Annotated in this window: 18 protein-coding genes; 10 read left to right on the plus strand and 8 right to left on the minus strand. The window is 73.8% G+C overall.

Annotated features, from left to right (window positions below; translation table 11 throughout):
- Together ABD437_RS13365 and ABD437_RS13370 are read left to right on the plus strand one after the other, a co-directional pair.
- A partial coding sequence (locus ABD437_RS13365) for an SDR family oxidoreductase (RefSeq protein ID WP_344649115.1) occupies positions 1-560 on the plus strand: 560 nt, incomplete at its 5' end.
- Positions 557-2,755 carry an AAA family ATPase gene (locus ABD437_RS13370; protein ID WP_344649116.1) on the plus strand — a complete coding sequence of 733 codons (2,199 nt, stop codon included), beginning with the start codon at positions 557-559 and terminating at the stop codon, positions 2,753-2,755. The genes ABD437_RS13365 and ABD437_RS13370, both read left to right, overlap by 4 nt.
- Here ABD437_RS13370 and ABD437_RS13375 read toward each other — a convergent pair.
- Positions 2,713-3,498: an alpha/beta fold hydrolase gene (locus tag ABD437_RS13375; protein ID WP_344649117.1), complete on the minus strand. Its 786-nt coding sequence runs from the start codon at positions 3,496-3,498 to the stop codon at positions 2,713-2,715. The genes ABD437_RS13370 and ABD437_RS13375 overlap by 43 nt on opposite strands.
- Positions 3,499-3,570: 72 nt before the next feature.
- Between ABD437_RS13375 and ABD437_RS13380 the strand changes: the two genes are divergently transcribed.
- Positions 3,571-4,338: an SDR family NAD(P)-dependent oxidoreductase gene (locus ABD437_RS13380; RefSeq protein WP_344649118.1), complete on the plus strand. Its 768-nt coding sequence runs from the start codon at positions 3,571-3,573 to the stop codon at positions 4,336-4,338.
- Here the strand turns inward: ABD437_RS13380 and ABD437_RS13385 are convergent.
- Complete coding sequence (locus ABD437_RS13385; RefSeq protein WP_344649119.1) at positions 4,323-5,330, minus strand: LacI family DNA-binding transcriptional regulator; 1,008 nt, start codon at positions 5,328-5,330, stop codon at positions 4,323-4,325. The two genes, ABD437_RS13380 and ABD437_RS13385, sit on opposite strands and share 16 nt — an antisense overlap.
- Before the next feature lie 125 nt (positions 5,331-5,455).
- Here ABD437_RS13385 and ABD437_RS13390 point away from each other — a divergent pair, with 125 nt between their 5' ends.
- The 6 genes from ABD437_RS13390 to ABD437_RS13415 are packed head-to-tail and all read left to right on the plus strand — an operon-like array spanning position 5,456 to position 12,042.
- Complete coding sequence (locus tag ABD437_RS13390) at positions 5,456-6,505, plus strand: substrate-binding domain-containing protein (protein ID WP_344649120.1); 1,050 nt, start codon at positions 5,456-5,458, stop codon at positions 6,503-6,505.
- A complete protein-coding gene (locus ABD437_RS13395) occupies positions 6,496-7,518 on the plus strand; it encodes an ABC transporter permease (protein WP_425558155.1) in 1,023 nt (340 codons plus the stop codon). The genes ABD437_RS13390 and ABD437_RS13395 overlap by 10 nt, the downstream gene beginning before the upstream one ends.
- Positions 7,515-8,288, plus strand: a complete 774-nt coding sequence (locus ABD437_RS13400) for an ATP-binding cassette domain-containing protein (protein ID WP_344649122.1) — start codon at positions 7,515-7,517, stop codon at positions 8,286-8,288. The genes ABD437_RS13395 and ABD437_RS13400 overlap by 4 nt, the downstream gene beginning before the upstream one ends.
- The gene (locus ABD437_RS13405; RefSeq protein ID WP_344649123.1) at positions 8,285-9,301 is read left to right on the plus strand and encodes a Gfo/Idh/MocA family protein; all 1,017 of its coding nucleotides are present in this window, start codon (positions 8,285-8,287) and stop codon (positions 9,299-9,301) included. Before ABD437_RS13400 ends, ABD437_RS13405 begins: the two co-directional genes overlap by 4 nt.
- On the plus strand, positions 9,298-9,762 hold the full coding sequence (locus ABD437_RS13410; RefSeq protein WP_344649124.1) for a heme-degrading domain-containing protein: 465 nt from the start codon (positions 9,298-9,300) through the stop codon (positions 9,760-9,762). Before ABD437_RS13405 ends, ABD437_RS13410 begins: the two co-directional genes overlap by 4 nt.
- Before the next feature lie 33 nt (positions 9,763-9,795).
- Positions 9,796-12,042: a glycoside hydrolase family 3 C-terminal domain-containing protein gene (locus ABD437_RS13415; RefSeq protein WP_344649125.1), complete on the plus strand. Its 2,247-nt coding sequence runs from the start codon at positions 9,796-9,798 to the stop codon at positions 12,040-12,042.
- 3 nt (positions 12,043-12,045) lie between these two features.
- Here ABD437_RS13415 and ABD437_RS13420 read toward each other — a convergent pair whose 3' ends face one another.
- The 3 genes from ABD437_RS13420 to hppD form a co-directional block, all read right to left on the minus strand.
- A complete protein-coding gene (locus ABD437_RS13420) occupies positions 12,046-13,104 on the minus strand; it encodes a hypothetical protein (RefSeq protein WP_344649126.1) in 1,059 nt (352 codons plus the stop codon).
- Positions 13,105-13,108: 4 nt separating this feature from the next.
- Positions 13,109-13,615: a SigE family RNA polymerase sigma factor gene (locus ABD437_RS13425; protein ID WP_344649127.1), complete on the minus strand. Its 507-nt coding sequence runs from the start codon at positions 13,613-13,615 to the stop codon at positions 13,109-13,111.
- Positions 13,616-13,695: 80 nt separating this feature from the next.
- Positions 13,696-14,835 carry a 4-hydroxyphenylpyruvate dioxygenase gene (gene hppD / locus ABD437_RS13430; RefSeq protein ID WP_344649128.1) on the minus strand — a complete coding sequence of 380 codons (1,140 nt, stop codon included), beginning with the start codon at positions 14,833-14,835 and terminating at the stop codon, positions 13,696-13,698.
- A 137-nt stretch (positions 14,836-14,972) separates the two neighbouring features.
- Here hppD and ABD437_RS13435 point away from each other — a divergent pair, with 137 nt between their 5' ends.
- Positions 14,973-15,479, plus strand: a complete 507-nt coding sequence (locus ABD437_RS13435; protein WP_344649129.1) for an Lrp/AsnC family transcriptional regulator — start codon at positions 14,973-14,975, stop codon at positions 15,477-15,479.
- On the opposite strand, the gene ABD437_RS13440 is transcribed toward ABD437_RS13435, so the two are convergent.
- The 3 genes from ABD437_RS13440 to ABD437_RS13450 all read right to left on the minus strand — a co-directional run bounded on the left by ABD437_RS13440 (position 15,476) and on the right by ABD437_RS13450 (position 17,858).
- A complete protein-coding gene (locus ABD437_RS13440; RefSeq protein WP_344649130.1) occupies positions 15,476-16,357 on the minus strand; it encodes an SDR family NAD(P)-dependent oxidoreductase in 882 nt (293 codons plus the stop codon). The genes ABD437_RS13435 and ABD437_RS13440 overlap by 4 nt on opposite strands.
- 161 nt (positions 16,358-16,518) lie before the next feature.
- Positions 16,519-17,685: a mandelate racemase/muconate lactonizing enzyme family protein gene (locus ABD437_RS13445; protein WP_344649131.1), complete on the minus strand. Its 1,167-nt coding sequence runs from the start codon at positions 17,683-17,685 to the stop codon at positions 16,519-16,521.
- Positions 17,682-17,858, minus strand: coding sequence for a helix-turn-helix domain-containing protein (locus tag ABD437_RS13450; RefSeq protein WP_344649458.1), 177 nt, complete (start codon positions 17,856-17,858; stop codon positions 17,682-17,684). The genes ABD437_RS13445 and ABD437_RS13450 overlap by 4 nt, the downstream gene beginning before the upstream one ends.
- Between the last annotated feature and the right edge of the window lie 48 nt (positions 17,859-17,906).

Consider the following 17,906-nt stretch of genomic DNA (forward strand, 5'->3'; position numbering starts at 1 on the left):
CGGGCGGCGGCGTCCGGATCGACGCGAGGGACCCCGCCTCGGTGGCGGCGGGGCTGGCGACGGTGCTCGACCGGCACGGCCGGCTCGACGCCCTGGTCGTCGCGGCCGCGCCGAGCGCACGCACGCTCGACGCGTCCCGGCACGCCGATCCCGAGCAGGTGCTCGACGCGATCGACGCGAAGGCCCTGTCGTTCCTCCGTCTGGCCAACGCGGTGCTGCCGGTTCTGACCGCGGCCGGTTTCGGCCGCATCGTCGGGGTGAGCGGCCAGAACGCGTTCCTCACCGGGTCGGTCACCGGTTCGGTGCGCAACGCGGCGCTGATCGTCGCGGCCAAGAACCTCGCCGACGGCGTCGCCGGGTCGGGCGTCACGATCAACACGGTCAGCCCGGGGATCGTCGCCGCGTCCCCGGCCACCGCGGTCGAGGCGGGCCGGCCGGGCGAGTCGAGCCCCGCGCAGATCGCGGACCTCGTCGCGTTCCTCGTGTCGCCGCGCGCGGGCGCGATCTCCGGTGAGTCGATCGCGGTCGGTCACCGCGTGCGCGGCGTCACCTCGATGTGACCGGGCCCGAACCGGTCGCCCCGTCCCTGGCCGGGCGGCGGCGTGAGCTCGGCGCGGTCTCCCGGCTGCTCGACCGGGCCGCGGCCGGCGTCGGCGGGCATCTCGTCGTCACCGGGCCGTCCGGCGCGGGGAAGACCGCGCTGGCCGGCGCCGCCGCGGCGCTGGCCGCCGCCCGCGGCCTCCCGGTCACCACCGCACCGGCCGCGCTGGCCGGCACCCGACGCCTGGTCGTCCTCGACGACGCCGACCGGGCCGACCGGGCCGACCGGGCCGAGCTGGTCGCGCGGCTCACCGCGGACGGCGCGGCCGTGCTGATCACCGCGGTCGCGCCGCTCGGCCTCCCGCCCGAGGTGCACCTGGGCGGCGTGCCCGAACCCGACCTGGCCCCGCTCCTGCCCGGCCTCTCCCCCGGCGCCGCGCACGCCGTCTGGCTGCTGTCCGGCGGCCTGCCCGGCCCCGCGCTGGACTTCGCGGCCGGCCTCGGCGGCACCGACTTGGACGCGGTGGTCGTGGCCGCGCTCGCCGGCCGGTCGCGGGCCGGGTTCCTGGAACTCGACGCCGGCCTGGTGCGGCTGCTGCGTTACGCCGCCGAGCAGCACCTGCCCGGCCCGCTGCGTGCCCGGGTGCTGGGCCGCCTCGCGCGCGAGCTGCTCGGCGACGCCTCGGCCGCCGCGCACCGACGCGACCTGGCCGATCAGGCGCTGACGCTGGCCCGCGCGAGCGGCGATCCGGGCACGGTCGCCGCGGTGCTCGACGACCGGCTGCACGCGCTCTGGGAGCCGGCCGGCGCCGCGGAGCGCCTGGAGGTCGCCGGGCAGATCGTCGAGCAGGCCGGCCGGGCCGGTGACCTGCCCACCGAGCTGCGCGGGCTGTTCTGGCGTTTCACCGCACTGGTCGAGCTGGCCGACCTGGGCGCGGCCGAGGCGACGCTGGTGGCCTACGGCCGGGCCGCGGAACTGTCCGGCGACGCCGAGGCGGCGGTCGTGGTGCTCTCCCGGCAGGCCGTGCTCGCCCTCGTCCGGGGCCGGTTCGACCTGGTCGAGGAGCTCGTCGCGCAGGTCGCGCAGCGCGGCCGGGCGGCGGGCCTGCCCGACACCGACCGGCTGGTGGCCACGCTGGCCGGCAACCTCGCGCTGGTACGCGGCACCGCGGGCACGGACGTCACGCGGCTGCGCGCGCTGGCCCGGCGGATCCCCGGCCAGTACTTCGAGGCGACCGCCGCCCGGGTGCTGGTGGAGGGCGGCGCCGAGGCGGAGGCGGCGCTGGAGCTGACCCGCCTGCTCCCAGCGGTGCTGGCCGGCGGCGGGCCGCGCTGGGTGGGCGCGGTGGCCGACCTGGGTGTCGTCGCCGCGCGCGTGGGTGAGCCGCCCGCGGTCGAGGCGCTGTACGCCGCGCTGGGTCCGTTCGAAGGGCGGCTGGTCGTCTGGGGCGGCGCCAACACGGTCACCGGCCCGGTGGACGACGTCCTCGGGCGCCTGGCCGCCCGGCTCGGCCGCACCGGCGAGGCCGGCCGGCACTTCGACCGCGCGGTCGCGCTGGAGGAACGGCTCGGTGCGCTGCCCTGGCTCGCCGCCACGCTGGCCGAGCGCAACGGCCCCGGCGACGCCGGGCGCGCCGCCTCGATCGCCGCCCGGCTGGGGCTGGTCCGGCCGGATGCCGGGTGGGCGCTGGCCCGCGACGGCGAGGACTGGGTGCTGCGTGCCGGCACCGAGACCGCGCGGCTGCGGGCCGGGCGGGGCGTGGACTTCCTCCGGGCCCTGCTGGCCGCACCCGGGCAGGAGATCGCCGCGCTGGACCTGGCGGCCGGCGGCGCGGGGCTGCGTCCCGGCGCGGCCGAGCCGGTGCTCGACGGCGACGCGCGCCGCGCCTACCGGAGACGGCTGGCCGCGCTGGAGGCCGAGCTGGCCGCCGCCGACCGCAGCGGCGACCGCGACGCGGCGGCCAGGGCCGACGCCGAGCGGAGCGCGCTCGTCGCCGAACTGCGCGCCGCCACCGGGCTCGGTGGGCGTCCGCGCACGTCGGCGGCGGAGGAAGAGCGTGCCCGGGTCAACACCACCAGGGCGATCCGCTCCACGGTGGAGCGGATCGCCGCCCAGGCCCCGCTGGCCGGTGCGCACCTGAGCACGTCGCTGCGCACCGGCCGGTACCTGCGTTACCAGCCGGCCCCCGGTGGCCCGACCCGCTGGAGGCTCTGAGCCAGCAGCTCGGCGACGGCGCGGGGGTGCGCGAGGTGCGGGAAGTGGCCGCCGCCGGGCAGCACCACCGGCTCGACGTCGGGGAGGCGCACCGCGGGCTCGGTCGACGTGACCAGCACGTACCGCAGGCCGCGGGCGGCGATCGCGGCCAGTTCCCGCTCGCGCTGCTCGTCGACGAGCGCGTCCGGCGACCGCAGGATCTCGTCCCAGTAGCCGAGGAGCAGCTCGGGCCGGGGTGAGCTGCCGTCGCGGGCCAGCACCCGGGCGTCGGCGGCGAGGCCGTCGATGCCCATGCCGGCGACGAACCGGTCCCACACGGCCCGCCACCCCGGCCCGCGCAGCGCCGGCTCGGCGTCGCGCACGATCGCGCCGAACCGGCCGAGGCGCAGCGGCTGGTCGAGGTTGAGCACCCCGCGGGTCGGGTAGCGCGCGGCGTAGACGGTCGCGAGGATGCCGCCGAGCGAGTGCCCGGCCACCACCGGGGCGTCCAGCCCGGCCGCGGTGACCGCGCGGTGCAGCGCGTCGACGACCTCGTCGCTGCGGTAGGACCCGCGCGGCGGCGACTGGCCGTGGCCGGGCAGGTCGAGGGCGAACGTGCGCCGGCCCGGGTCGAGCGTGTCGAGCTCGCGGGTGAGCGGCCCCCACTGCCGCCGGTCGTAGGTGAGCCCGTGCAGGAGCACGACGGGTGGCCGGTCGTCGGCGACGCCGGTGAGCGTCGCGCTGATCTGGTCGAACAGAGGCATACCCGGGCGGCGTAACTCCGGGGTGTACGGATTGTTCAGTGTTCCGCCCGGCCGCTCTGCGAGGATCGCGTCATGACGGTTCTGGACACGTTCGCGTTGCCGGGGAAGGTCGCCGTGGTCACCGGCGGCAACCGTGGGCTGGGCCGGGCGTTCGCGCACGCGCTCGGCGAGGCCGGTGCCTCGGTCGCGATCCTGGCCCGGGACGCGGACGCCAGCGCCCGCGTGGTGGCCGAACTGGACGCGAAGGGCGTCCGCGCGGCCGCGTTCACCGCCGACATGGCCGACCGGGCGGCGGTGTTCGCCGCGGCCGAGGAGATCACCGGGGCGTTCGGCGCCGTCGACGTGCTGGTCAACAACGCCGGCACCTGCATACACCGGCCCGCGCTGGAGGTCACCGAGGAGGACTGGCACGAGGTGATCTCGGTGAACCTGACCGGGGTCTGGTACGGCTGTCAGGCGTTCGGCGCGGGCATGGTGCGTGCCGGTGGCGGCGTGATCGTCAACGTCGGTTCGATGTCGGGTGAGATCGTCAACCGGCCCCAGTGGCAGCCGGCCTACAACGCGTCCAAGGCCGGCGTGCACCACCTCACGAAGTCGCTGGCCGCCGAGTGGGCCCCGCACGGGGTCCGGGTCAACGCGGTCGCGCCCGGTTACGTCCGCACCGACATGACCCCGATCGACCGGCCCGAGTTCGCCGCCCACTGGATCGGGGACGCCCCGATGCGGCGGGCCGCGGAGCCGCCCGAGATCGCGCCGGCCGTGGTGTTCCTGGCCAGCCCGGCGTCGTCGTTCATGACCGGTTCGGTGCTCGTCGTCGACGGGGGTTACACGGCGTTCTGAATCTCGCCCGAACCCCGGGTGATCAGGCGGGTGGGGATCACGTGCACCGCGGGCTCCCACTGCTCGCCGGCCAGCCGCCGGAACACCAGCGACGCGGCGAGCCGCCCCATCGCGGTCGGGTCCTGCGCGACGACGGTCACCCCGGGTTCGAGGAGGTCAGCGAGCGGGAAGTCGTCGAAGCCGACCAGCGCCACCGTGTGCTGGCGACCCAGTGACCGCAGCGCGCGGATGGCGCCGATCGTCACCAGGTTCTGGGCGGTGAACAGCGCGGTCGGCGGCCGGTCGGCGGCGAACAGCCGGTGGACGGCCCGCTCGGCCTCGCTCTCGGTGTGGACGTCCTCGACCACGGGCCCGGGCCGGATGCCCTCGTCGGCCAGCGCGTCCCGGTAGCCCTGCAGGCGATCGCGGGCGGTGGCGATCGAGCGCAGGTCACCGAGGTAGCCGATGGTGCGGTGGCCGTGCGTGATCAGGTGGTCGACGGCCCGGCGGGCGCCCGCCCGGTTGTCGATCACCACGGTGTCGGCCGAGATGCCCACCGGCGGCCGGTCGACGAACACCAGCGGGGTGCCGCCGAGGATCTCGGCCGTCAGGTAGCCCTGGTTGCCGCTCGCCGGCGCGACCACCAGGCCGTCCACCTGCCGGCCGGCGAACGTGCTGATCAGCGCACGCTCGCGGGCCGGGTCCTCGTCGACGCTGCCGGCCAGGATCGCGACGCCGTGCTCGCGCGCGACGTCCTCCATGGCCCGGTGCAGGGTGGAGGAGAACGGGTTGGCCACGTTCTCCAGCACGACGCCGATCGTCGCGGTGCGGCCGTTGGCCCGCCGGAGGCTGCTCGCGGTGAAGTTCGGGCGGTAGCCCAGTTTCTCGATGGCCGCGGTGACCGCGGCGACCTTCGCCGGGGTGACCCCGGCTTCGCGGTTGACCACCCGGGAGACGGTCTTCGGGCTGACCTCGGCCAGGCGGGCCACGTCGCGCAGCGTCGCCCGGGCCATGGCCGGATCTTGTCCAACCCCGACAACGTTGTCAACCAGCGCTCCAAAGAAGACCGTCCACTATTGACTCGCTCGATTCAGAGGGTCAACACTCCCTGACAACGTTGTCAGCAGAGGAGCAGGCAATGAAACAGCGCAGGGTTCTGAGCGTTCTCACCGCGGTCGCGCTGACGCTGGCCGCCGCCGGGTGCGGCGACAGCGGCGACTCCGATTCGGTTTCGGTCTCACTGATCACGAAAAACTCCACCAACCCCTTCTTCGTGACGATGCAGGACGGCGCGAAGAAGGCGGCGGCGGCCAACGACGTGGAACTCACCCTGGCCGCCGGCAAGGAGGACGGCGACGAGCAGACCCAGGTGCAGGCCATCGAGGACGCGATCGCCCGCGGCGACAAGGGCATCCTGATCACCCCGAACGGCCCCGGCGTCAACTCCGCGATCAAGAAGGCACGCGACGCCGGCCTCTACGTCATCGCGCTGGACACTCCCCCGGACCCGGCCGACACGGTCGACATCACGTTCGCCACCGACAACTTCCGCGCCGGTGAGCTGATCGGGAAGTGGACCGCGGTGCAGCTCGCCGGGAAACCGGCCACGATCGCGCTGCTCGACCTGTTCAACGACAAGATCGTCTCGGTCGACTACAACCGCGACCAGGGCTTCCTCACCGGCATGGGCATCCCCACCAACGACACGAAGAAGAACGGCGACGAGGCGAAGACCGGCCGGTACTCCGGCGGCACCTACCAGATCGTGTGCAACGAGCCCACGCAGGGCGCCGAGGACGGCGGCCGCACCGCGATGGAGCGCTGCCTGACCAAGAACCCGGGCATCAACGTCGTCTACACGCTCAACGAACCGGCCGCCGTCGGCGCGCAGAAGGCCCTGAAGGCCGCGGGCATCACGAACGTGCTCGTCGTCTCGGTCGACGGCGGGTGCGACGGGGTGAAGCAGGTCAAGGACGGCATCATCAACGCGACCTCCCAGCAGTACCCGGTCAAGATGGCCGAGCTCGGCGTGAAGGCGATCAAGGACATCGCGACCGACGGGAAGAAGCCGTCGGTCACCGGCGGCAAGGACTTCTTCGACACCGGCGTCGCGCTGGTCACCGACGAGCCGGCCGACGGCGTCGAGAGCATCGACACCACCAAGGGCGCCGAGCTGTGCTGGGGATAGCCACCACGACGGCCGCCGAGGAGTTCGCGCGACGCCGCCAGTCCCCGCTCCAGCGGGTGCAGCACGTGCTGCACGCCCACCCCTCGATCAGCCCGCTGATCGTGCTGGTCATCGCATTCGCGGTGTTCTCGGCGCTCAACCCCCGGTTCGCCCAGCCCGCGTCGCTCTCGCTGCTGCTGCAGCAGGTCGCGGTCATCGGCGCGCTGGCGGTGGGCCAGACGCTGATCATCCTCACCGCGGGCATCGACCTGTCGGTCGGCGCGGTCACGATCCTGGCGATGATGGTCGCCGCCAAGCTCGCCGAGGACGGTGGCATCCCCGGTGTCCTCGCGGTGCTCGTCGCGCTCGCGCTCGGCGTCGTCGCCGGGCTGCTCAACGGGGCGCTGGTCACCCGCATCGCGCTGCCGCCGTTCATCGTCACGCTGGGGACCCTGAGCGTCTTCACCGCGATCGGCCTGCTCTACACCAGCGGGCAGAGCGTCCAGGCCGACGACCTGCCCGCGCTGCTGAACTGGACCGGCGAGTCGTTCGGGGCCGGCCGGTGGCGCATCACCTGGGGCGTGGTGATCGTCGTCCTGCTCTACCTGGGGGTCGGGTTCGCGCTGGCCAACACCGCGTGGGGCCGGCACGTCTACGCGGTCGGCGACGACAAGGAGGCCGCGCGGCTGGCCGGCATCCGCGTCGACCGCGTACTGCTCAGCGTCTACGCCGTCGCCGGTGCGATCTACGGCCTCACCGCCTGGATCCTGATCGGCCGGGCCGGTGCGGCCAGCCCCAACGCCATCACCGACGCCAACCTGGAGAGCATCACGGCCGTGGTGATCGGCGGCACCAGCCTCTTCGGCGGCCGGGGCGCGCTGCTGGGCACGCTGCTCGGCGCGCTGATCGTCGGCGCGTTCCGCAGCGGGCTGTCGCTGGCCGGCGTCGACGACCAGTACCGCGTCCTGGCCGTCGGCCTCCTGGTGATCGTCGCGGTCGGCGTCGACCAGTGGATCCGGAGGGTCAAGGCATGAGCGAGCCGGTGCTCTCCGCGCGAGGGCTGGTGAAGACGTTCGGGCGGGTGGTCGGCCTGGACGGCGTCGATCTGGATCTGTACCCCGGTGAGGTGCTGGCGATCATCGGCGACAACGGCGCCGGCAAGTCGACGCTGATCAAGTGCCTGACCGGCGCGCTCGTGCCGGACGCGGGCGAGATCCGCGTCGACGGGCAGCCGGTGCAGTTCCGCCGCCCGCAGGACGCCCGCGACGCCGGCATCGAGACCGTGTACCAGACGCTCGCGGTCGCGCCGGCCCTCGACATCGCGAGCAACCTGTTCCTGGGGCGCGAACGCCGCCGGCCCGGGTTCCTCGGGAGCGTGCTGCGCATGGTCGACAAGTCGGGCATGCGCGACGACGCCGCCAAGGCCCTCACCGACCTCGGCATCGGCACGCTGCAGAACATGGCGCAGCCGGTCGAGACGCTCTCCGGCGGCCAGCGCCAGGCCGTCTCGGTGGCGCGCGCGGCCGCGTTCGGCAGCAAGGTCATCGTGCTCGACGAGCCGACGGCCGCCCTCGGCGTCAAGGAGTCCAACCAGGTGCTGCGGATGATCCGCGAGGTCCGCTCGCGCGGGTTGCCGACGATCCTGATCAGCCACAACATGCCGCACGTGTTCGAGGTGGCCGACCGCATCCACATCCAGCGGCTGGGCCGGTGCGCGGGGGTGATCACGCCGGACTCGCACTCGATGTCCGAGGCGGTGGCGATCATGACCGGCGCGACCACCCTGGTTGAATCAGCGGAATGACGACACCTGTGCGGTTCGGCCTGGTCGGGTACGGGTTCGGAGGGCGGTACTTCCACGCGCCGCTCCTCCGGGCCGCGCCGGAGTGCGACCTGGTCGCGGTCGTGACGTCGGCACCGGAGCGCCGTGCGCTGGTCGAGCGGGAGGTGCCCGGCGCGGCGACGGTGTCGAGCCTGGGCGAGCTGGCCGGCCTGGGCGTCGAGGCGGTCGCGATCTCCACTCCGGCCGACACCCACAGCGCGCTCACCGAGGAGGCGCTCGGCCTGGGGATGGCGGTCGTCTGCGACAAGCCGTTCGCGCTCGACGCGGCGGCCGCGCGCGCCTCGGTGGAGCTCGCCGCCCGGCTCGGGCTGGTGCTCAGCCCGTACCAGAACCGCCGGGAGGACTCGGACTTCCGCACGGTACGGGCGCTGGTGGACGACGGCGTGCTCGGCACCGTCACCCGGCTGGAGTCCCGGTTCGAGCGTTACGCCCCGCAGGACGGGCCGGGGCGCTCGGGCGGCGGGACGCTGCTGGACTTCGGCAGCCACCTCGTCGACCAGGCGTTGTTCCTGCTCGGGCCGGTCCGCGCGGTCTACGCCGAGTGGCGCGAGCGCGGTTCGGGGCTGGACGACGACGTGTTCCTCGCGCTCACCCACGAGTCCGGGGCCCGCTCGCACCTGTGGGGCAGCTGGAGCCAGTCGGCGCCCGGTCCCCGGTGGCGGGTGACCGGCACCGCGGGCACCTACGTGGTGGCCGCGGGCGACAGCCAGGAGGAGCAGCTGGTCAGCGGAGCCGAGACCTGGGGCGTCGAACCCGAGGAGAACCACGGCACCGTGTACGCCGACGGCACCGCCCGTTCCCACCCGACCGAACGGGGCCGCTGGGACACGTTCTATCCCCGGTTCGCCGCGGCCGTGCGGGGCGAGGGTGAACCACCGGTCCACCCGGCCGACGCGATCGCGACCGCGATCGTCCTCGACGCGGCCCGTACCAGCGCCACCACCGGCGCGATCGTGGAGGTGAAGCCCCGATGAGCGACGAGTCGCTCGAGACGCTGCTGGACCAGGAGCGGCGCCTGGTGTTCCCCCGCTTCGACGAGGACACCGCCTGGGAGCTGGGCGGCGCGCTGCGTGCCGCCGCGCTGGCCGAGCGGCTCCCGGTGGCGATCGCGATCCGGCGCGGCCGCCAGGAGCTGTTCCACACCGCGCTGGCCGGAGCGTCGGCCGACAACGACGGGTGGCTGCGACGCAAAGCCGCGGTCGTCGACCGGTACGGGCACTCGTCGTACTACGTCGGGTGCCGGTTCCGCGCCGACGGCGGGAACTTCGACACCGACTCGCGGCTCGACACCGCCGAGTACGCCGCCCACGGCGGGGCGTTCCCGCTGATCGTCGCCGGGGGCGGGCCGATCGGCTCGGTCGCGGTCTCCGGGCTGCCCCAGGTCGACGACCACCGGTTCGTCGTCACCCAGCTGGAACGCTTCCTGAATACCTAGTGTGCACTCGGTTTTCGGAGGTACCGTGGGTGGATGACGAACCGGCTGGACGTGCCCGCTGTACTCGCCGCGCTGTCGCTGGAGGAGAAGGCCGCCCTGCTCGACGGGTCGGACTTCTGGCACACCCAGCCGGTCGAACGGCTCGGCGTCCCGGCGGTCATGGTCACCGACGGCCCGCACGGGCTGCGTAAACAGGCCGAGGAGAGCGACCACCTCGGGCTCGTCGCCAGCGTCCCCGCGACCTGCTTCCCGCCGGCCGCGGGGCTCGCGTCGAGCTGGGACACCGACCTGCTGCACCGGGTCGGCGCCGCCCTCGCCGCCGAGTGCCGCGCCTCCGGGGTGTCGGTGCTGCTCGGCCCGGGCGTCAACATGAAGCGGACGCCGCTCTGCGGGCGCAACTTCGAGTACTTCTCCGAGGATCCGCTGCTCGCCGGCGAGCTCGCGGTGTCGCTGGTCGACGGTATCCAGGAGAACGGCGTCGGCACGTCGCTGAAGCACTTCGCGGCCAACAACCAGGAGACCGACCGGATGACGGTCTCCGCCGACGTCGACGAGCGCACGTTGCGCGAGATCTACCTGCCCGCGTTCGAGCGGGTGGTCACCAAGGCCCAGCCGTGGACGGTGATGTGCTCGTACAACCGCATCAACGGGGTGTACGCCTCCGAGGACCCGTGGCTGCTCACCGACGTCCTGCGCGGCGACTGGGGCTTCGACGGCCTGGTCGTCTCCGACTGGGGCGCGGTGAACGAGCGCGGGGCGGCGGTGGCGGCCGGGCTGGACCTGGAGATGCCGTCGTCGGGCGGCGGCGGCACCCGCCGGATCCTGGACGCGGTCGCGGCCGGCCGGCTGAGCGAGGAGGACGTCGACCGCGCGGCCACCCGGGTGCTGACGCTCGTCGACCGGTCGCTGCCCGCGCTCGCCGAGGGCGGCACGTTCGACGTCGACGCCCACCACGCGCTGGCCCGCGAGGCCGCCGTCGCCAGCGCCGTGCTGCTCAAGAACGAGGGCGGCCTGCTGCCGCTCGACCCGTCGGCCGGTGGCGCGATCGCGGTGATCGGTGAGTTCGCCCGCTCGCCGCGCTTCCAGGGCGCCGGTTCCTCGCAGGTCAACCCCACCCGCGTCGACTCCGCGCTGGACGCGTTGCGCGCGGCGCTGGACGGGCGGCGCGAGGTGACGTTCGCGCCCGGGTTCGTCATCGAGTCGGAGAACGCCGACGAGGCGCTGATCGAGGAGGCGGTCCGCGCCGCGGCGGCGGCCGAGGTCGCGGTCGTCTTCCTCGGGCTGCCGCCCTCGTACGAGTCGGAGGGCTACGACCGGGCGCACATGAACCTGCCCGCGCACCAGCTCGAGCTGCTGCGCGCGGTGGCCGGCGTCAACGAGCGGGTCGTCGTGGTGCTGTCGAACGGTTCGGTGGTCTCGGTCGCGGACTGGCAGGACGACGCGGCGGCGCTGCTCGAGGGCTGGCTGCTGGGCCAGGCCGGCGGCGCGGCGACCGCGGACCTGCTGCTGGGCGCCGCGAACCCGTCCGGAAAGCTCGCCGAGACGATCCCGGTGCGCTACGAGGACAACCCGACGCTCGGCGCGTTCCCCGGCGAGCACGGGCACGTCCGCTACGGGGAAGGCCTGCTGATCGGCTACCGCTGGTACGACGCGCACCGGCTGCCGGTCGCGTACCCGTTCGGCCACGGCCTGAGCTACACCACGTTCGCCTACGACGACCTGTCGGTCAGCACCCACGACGACACCGTCGAGGTGCGGCTCACCGTGACCAACACCGGCACCCGCACCGGGGCGGAGATCGTGCAGGTCTACGTCACCGACCCGGACGCCACCGTCTACCGGCCGGACCAGGAGCTGCGGGCGTTCACCCGGGTGACGCTGGAGCCGGGGCGGAGCGCGCCGGTGGCCCTCACGCTGGACCGGCGGGCGTTCGCGTTCTGGAACGTCGCCGCGGGCGACTGGGTCGTCGAGGGCGGGGAGTTCGGCATCCGCGTCGGCGCGTCCTCCCGTGACCTGCGCGCCGAGGCCACGGTGGAACTCAAGGGCGACGCGATCACCCCGCCGGTGACGCTCGAGTCCAGCGTGGACGCCTGGTTGGCGCACCCGGCCGGCGGCGAGTGGCTGCGCGGCGCCCTCGGCGACCACGGCTTCGGCGCGCTGCTCTTCGACGAGCACAACGGCCAGATGCTGCGCGCGATCCCGCTGCAACGTCTCTCCCGGTTCCCGGGCTTCCCGGTCACCGAGTCGGACGTCGAGGCCGCGGTCGCCCGCCTGAACTGAGGATCACCGGAGGTAGTTGTTGGTCCAGTTGTCGACGTCGGCCGGCGTGTCGACGGGGCGGAGGGACTCGACCATCGCGATGACGCCGGCCCGGTCGCGCAGGTAGCGGCCGTTCTGGGCGGCGTCCGTGCTGCCCGCCACCACCCCGGCGCCGAGGTGGTACCAGACGTTCACGCCGTTCTCGGGCGGGCCGTCGCTCAGCCGCAGCCCCCGCCCGTGGAGCTTCCGCGTCGGCGGGGAGTTGTGTTCCGGGAGCGTGTCGTGGGCGAGCCAGAACAGGATCTCGGACGCGATCGGCCCGTTCTCACCCTTCTTCCGGAACGTCACCGCGGCGAAGTAGTCGGCGTTGTCGTACCGGGTGTCCACGGTGGCGGAGACCTGCAGGTCGTCCGGCCGCGGCAGGGTGAACGGCAGCCGGACCGGGCCGACGAGGTCGGTGCGCACCGAGTCGGCGATCCGCGCCGCCACCGTGGTGCTGCCGGCGATCACCATCGCGCGCAGGCCGGGCGACGGGGTCCAGGTCAGCGTGCCGCCGGGAGCCGGACCGCCGGTGATCTCGAACCAGGTGCTCGGGGCGCCGTGCACGACCGGGCCGGGCACGGTGGGTCCGCCGGGCTCGGTGAACGTGAGCGGCGACGCGGCCTCCACCAGCCACACGCTCGCCGGCCCCTGGCCGGTCAGCGGGCCGGCGTCCTGGTTCCCGGCCGCGAGGAAGTGCACGACCTGGGAGTCGGGCCCGGTGACCGTCGTCGTGCCCACCACCCCGTCCGGCCGCCAGCCGACCTGCAGACGCTGCTTTCCCACCTGCAGGTCGGCGCCGGTGGCCTTCTCGAACCGGGGCGCCACCGGGCGGATCGCGTTCGGCTCGTCACGCAACGCCGGGATCGTCGCCGCGCCCACCCCGCCGATCACCAGCGCCACGGCGGCGGCGACCCAGGCCACCGCCCGGCGCCGACGACGACGCCGGCCGCCGCGGATCGCCCGGTCCACGTCCACTGTCGTCTCGTCGTAGTTCCGCTCGGCCAGGTGACGCAGCATCGTGCGTGCGCTCCGCTCGTCCATGTCGTCAGCTCCTCGCGGCCGGGGCGTTCGCGGTCAGCACCTCGCGCAGCCGGTCCAGGCCGCGGGCCGACTGGCTCTTCACCGTGCCGGTGGCGCAGCGCAACACCGTGGCGGTCTGCTCGACCGACAGGTCGCAGTAGAAGCGCAGGACGAGCACCGCGCGTTGCCGGGGCGGAAGCTCGCGCAGCGCGGCCTCCATCTCCAGCCGGGCGTCCACGTCGAGCTCGGGGCCGGCCGGGTCGTCGCGGCTCCCGTCGACCAGCACGATCCGGCGCGCCCACGTCGTCCGCTGCTCGGACAGGAACACCCGGACGAGCACGGTGCGGGCGTAGGCCCTCGGCTCGGCCGCCTTCTTCGCCTTGCCCCAGTGCACGTAGAGGCGCTCCAGGGCGCTCTGGACGAGATCGTCCGCGCGGTGCACGTCCTGGCAGAGCAGGTACGCCACCCGGCGCAGCCCGGGCAGGACGCCCGTCACGTACTCGCGGTACGCGTCGTCCTCGTCGTCGGACACCCGGCCTCCCTGCTCGCTGATGACACAGTGCTGGACGCGAGGAGGCCGGTATTCGGTTGCATCACCCAGGTCAGCGCGCCCTAGAAGTTGCCGCGGATGGCCTGTTCGCGCTCGATCGCTTCGAACAGGGCCTTGAAGTTGCCGATTCCGAAGCCCAGCGACCCGTGCCGCTCGATGAACTCGAAGAACACCGTCGGGCGGTCGCCGAGGGGCTTGGTGAAGATCTGCAGGAGGTAACCGTCCTCGTCCCGGTCGACCAGGATGCCGCGCGACTGCAGCTCGGCGATCGGCACCCGCACCTCGCCGATCCGGGCACGCAGCTCCGGGTCCTCGTAGTACGAGTCGGGCGTCGCGAGGAACTCGACGCCGCGGGCGCGCAGCGCGTCCACGGTGCGCAGGATGTCGTTGGTCGCCAGCGCGAGGTGCTGGGCGCCGGGGCCGCCGTAGTAGTCGAGGTACTCGTCGATCTGGGAGCGCTTCTTGCCGACGGCCGGCTCGTTGAGCGGGAACTTCACCTTGTGGTTGCCGCTGGCGACGACCTTGCTCATCAGCGCCGAGTACTCGGTGGCGATGTCCTCACCGACGAACTCGGCCATGTTCGTGAAGCCCATGACCCGGTTGTAGAAGTCGACCCACTCGTCCATCCGGCCCAGTTCGACGTTGCCGACGACGTGGTCGAGCGCCTGGAAGACACGCTTCGGGGTGGGGTGGCCGGTCGTGCGGGCGACGTAGCCGGGCAGGTACGGGCCGCGGTAGCGGGAGCGGTCGACGAGCGTGTGCCGGGTCTCGCCGTAGGTCGCGATGGCGGCGATCCGCACCGTGCCGTGCTCGTCGGAGACGTCGTGCGGCTCCTCCAGGACGGTGGCTCCCTCGGCGCGGGCGTGCTCGACGCACCGGTCGACGTCGGGAACCTCGAGCGCGATGTCGACGATGCCGTCGCCGTGGCGGCGGTGGTGGTCGAGCAGTGCGCTGGCCGGGTCCACGCCGCCCTTGAACACGAACCGCACGCCGCCCGAGCGCAGGACGTAGGCGTGGTGGTCGCGGTTGCCGGTCTCCGGCCCGGAGTACGCGACGAGTTCCATGCCGAACACGTGCTGGTAGAACAGCGCGGTCTGGGTGGCGTTGCCCACCGACCAGACCACCGCGTCCCAGCCCTGGACGGGGAACGGGTCGTTCTTCGCGTCGTACTCCACCAGGCCGACGAGTTCGTCGATGCTCACGAGTGCCTCCCGGGACGGTGATCGCTGACACCGAGGACACCTCGATCGCGTCCGGATGGCAATCACGCGCATCTCAACTCGTCCGGATGACCATCTCGGTGCACCGGAACCGTCCCGCGGCTATACAGTCTGCTCACATGGCCATCGAACTGGACGCGCTCGACGTCGATCTGCTCGCCGCGCTGCGCGACCACACCCGCGTCGGGGTGCTGGAGCTCTCGCGCACGCTGCGGGTGGCCCGGGGCACGGTCCAGGCCCGCCTGGACCGGCTGGAACGGGCCGGCGTGCTCACCGGCCACGGCCCGGACGTGGACCTGACCGCCGCCGGGTACGTCGTGCAGGCGTTCGTCACGCTGGAGATCGCGCAAGGTGCGCTGGACGAGGTGACGGCCGAGCTGACCGCGCACCCGGCCGTCGTGGAGGCCTACGCCACGACCGGTTCGGCCGACGTGATCTGCCGCCTCGTCGCGTCCTCGCACGAGGACCTGCAGCGCCACCTGCTGACGATCAACCAGTCGGCCCGGGTCAGCCGCTCGACCAGCGTCGTCATCCTGTCGGTGGTCGTCGCTCCGCGTGCGCTGCCGCTGTTGGAGAGCGCGCCGCGCCCGGTGCCCCGCCGGGCCCCGGCGTACCAGGAGGACTAGCGGATCCGCTCCAGGTACTCCCAGAGCGCGCGTTCGCGCTCGGGGTCGTAGGACTCGCCCGAGGAGAGCGCGGGTGCGGTGCGGTCGACGTAGGAGCCCGTCGGCGCGGCGGTCGCGCCGAGGACGACGTCGGCGAGTTTGCGTCCCGCGGCGGTCACCGAGTCGGCGAGCGGCGTGAGCGTCATCGGCGGGCTGAGCACGCCCATCAGCAGCCGCGCGACCGGCCCGGCCTCGCGGGCCAGGCCGGTGCCGGGCACCAGGCCCGGGTTGTGGGCGACGACGTCCACCCCGGGCGGCAGCCGCCGGGCCCACTCGTGCACCAGGTAGATCGCCGCGAGCTTGCTCGTGCTGTAGGCGGTGCGCCCGGCGGTGGCGGTCGCCGGGCGCGGGAACGCACCCGGCCGGGCCAGCACCGCGGGTTCGGCCCAGCGCGGCGCCGGGATCGTCCCGAACGTGTGCTTGAAGTCGCCGAAGTGGGTGTCGCTGACCGTGATCACGACCCGGCCCGGCCCCGGCAGCGCGGGCGCGAGCCCGGCGATCAGCACGTGGTTGGCGACCACGTTGACGGCGAACGTCGTCTCCAGGCCGTCCGGGGTGGCGTGGATGGCGTCGGCCAGCGAGACGCCCGCGTTCCCGACGATCCCGCGCAGCGGGGGGAGCGTTCCGTCGGCGAGCATCGCCCGGACCGTCGCCACTGCCGTGCGGGTGCTCGTCCGGTCGGCCAGGTCCACCGGCACGACAGTGGTCCGGTCGCCGGGCCGGGCGTCACCGCGTGCGAGCAGCACCATCCGCAGGCCGGGGTCGCGACGCAGCAGCTCGCCCACCGCGGCCGCCCCGATCCCGCGGGTGCCTCCGGTCATCACCAGCGAAGTTTCCATGAGCGCAGTCTCGGCGCGCGGCCGGCCGGGTGGGAGCCACCGGTTGTGGTAGTACCGCCGGTACCCCGGGCCGCCGCCGAACCAGCCCCGTCCTATCCGGACCGAGTGCTCCGCGCCGGGTATCCCCGCGAACGCCGACCCGGGCGTCGGCGCACCTGGGCCTACCGGTCTCCGACGAAGCGGTCGAGTACGCCGCCGACGGTGCCGGCGATCCGTGCGCCCGGGAGCCGGTACGGGTACCGGGTGGTGACGTCGTCGGCCAGGCGGACACCGAGGCCGGGGCCGGACGGGACGGGCAGCGAGCCGTCCTCGACGGCCCCGATCCCGAACTGGTCGCCGGCGCCGAACGCGCCCCACGCGGGCACCAGGAACAGCGGGTACTCGATCAGGTTGATCGTCGGCACGGTCGCCGCCAGCGCCACGTTGGCCGCGAGCGCGACCGGGCCGGCGCAGACGTGCGGCACGACCCGCGCGCCGTAGTAGGTCGCCAGCCCGGCGACGGCACGCGACTCGGCGATGCCACCGGCGGTCGCGGCGTCGGGCTGGACGACCGAGATGCCGTCGTGGGTGAGCGCGTCGAGGAAGTCCTCGCGCCCGTAGAGGTGCTCGCCGTACGCGATCGGCACCGCCGACTTCGCCGACAGCGCCGCGATCGCGGCCCGGTTCGCCTGGGGAATCGGCTCCTCGAACCAGCGCACGCCGAGCTCACCGAGCCGCGCGGCGATCTGGGTCGAGGTCGCGAGCGTGAACGTGTCGCTGCCGTCGATCATCAGCTCGACGTCGTCGGGCAGCAGACTCCGCAGCTCGGTCAGCGTGCGCAGGTCACGCTGCCACTCCGGACCGATGCGCACCTTCGCCTGCCGCACCCCGCGCTCGAGGAGCGGGGCGAGCAGATCGGCGTGGAAGGCGGCCGGGCCCTCGTCCAGGAACGTCGACGACGCGTAGATGCCGACACGGTCCCGCACCTGGCCGAGGTGCGCGCTCACCGACCGGCCGGCGGCCTGCGCGACGAGGTCCTGGAGCGCGATCTCGACCGCGCTGCGGGCCTGGGCCGCGATGCCCCGGTCGCCGAGCCGGCGGCGGGTGGACAGGCGCAGGTGCTCGGCGAGCGGTTCGGCCGCGACGAGGTCACGGCCGATCAGCAGCGGCGCCAGCACCTGGGAGACGATCTCGCCGATCACCCCGGCGTAGCTGGCGCCGAAACTGTCGCAGGCCTCGCCGTAGCCGGTCAGGCCCTCGTCCGTCTCGATCCGCAGGAAGCAGAAGGACATGGGCTCGCGCCCCAGCCCCAGCGTGACCGGGAGCGGCGTGACGGCCGTGATCTTCATGAGCGCGATCCTCGACCTCGATCATCTCGTAAGTCAAGACGCCATCTCGCTAGCCGAAGAGAAGGCCCCGGAGGATCCGGGCCGAGCCCGTCCACGGCCGCCCGGAACAGCTGCTCCTTGGACGTGAACTGCCGCGTGATCAGCCCGTGGGTGACCCCGGCGCGGCGCGCGATCTCCCGGAGCGTCGTCCCGGCGTGGCCGCGCTCGCCGAAGGCCTCCCG

It is taken from the genome of Cryptosporangium japonicum (assembly GCF_039524755.1).
GTDB lineage: Bacteria > Actinomycetota > Actinomycetes > Mycobacteriales > Cryptosporangiaceae > Cryptosporangium > Cryptosporangium japonicum.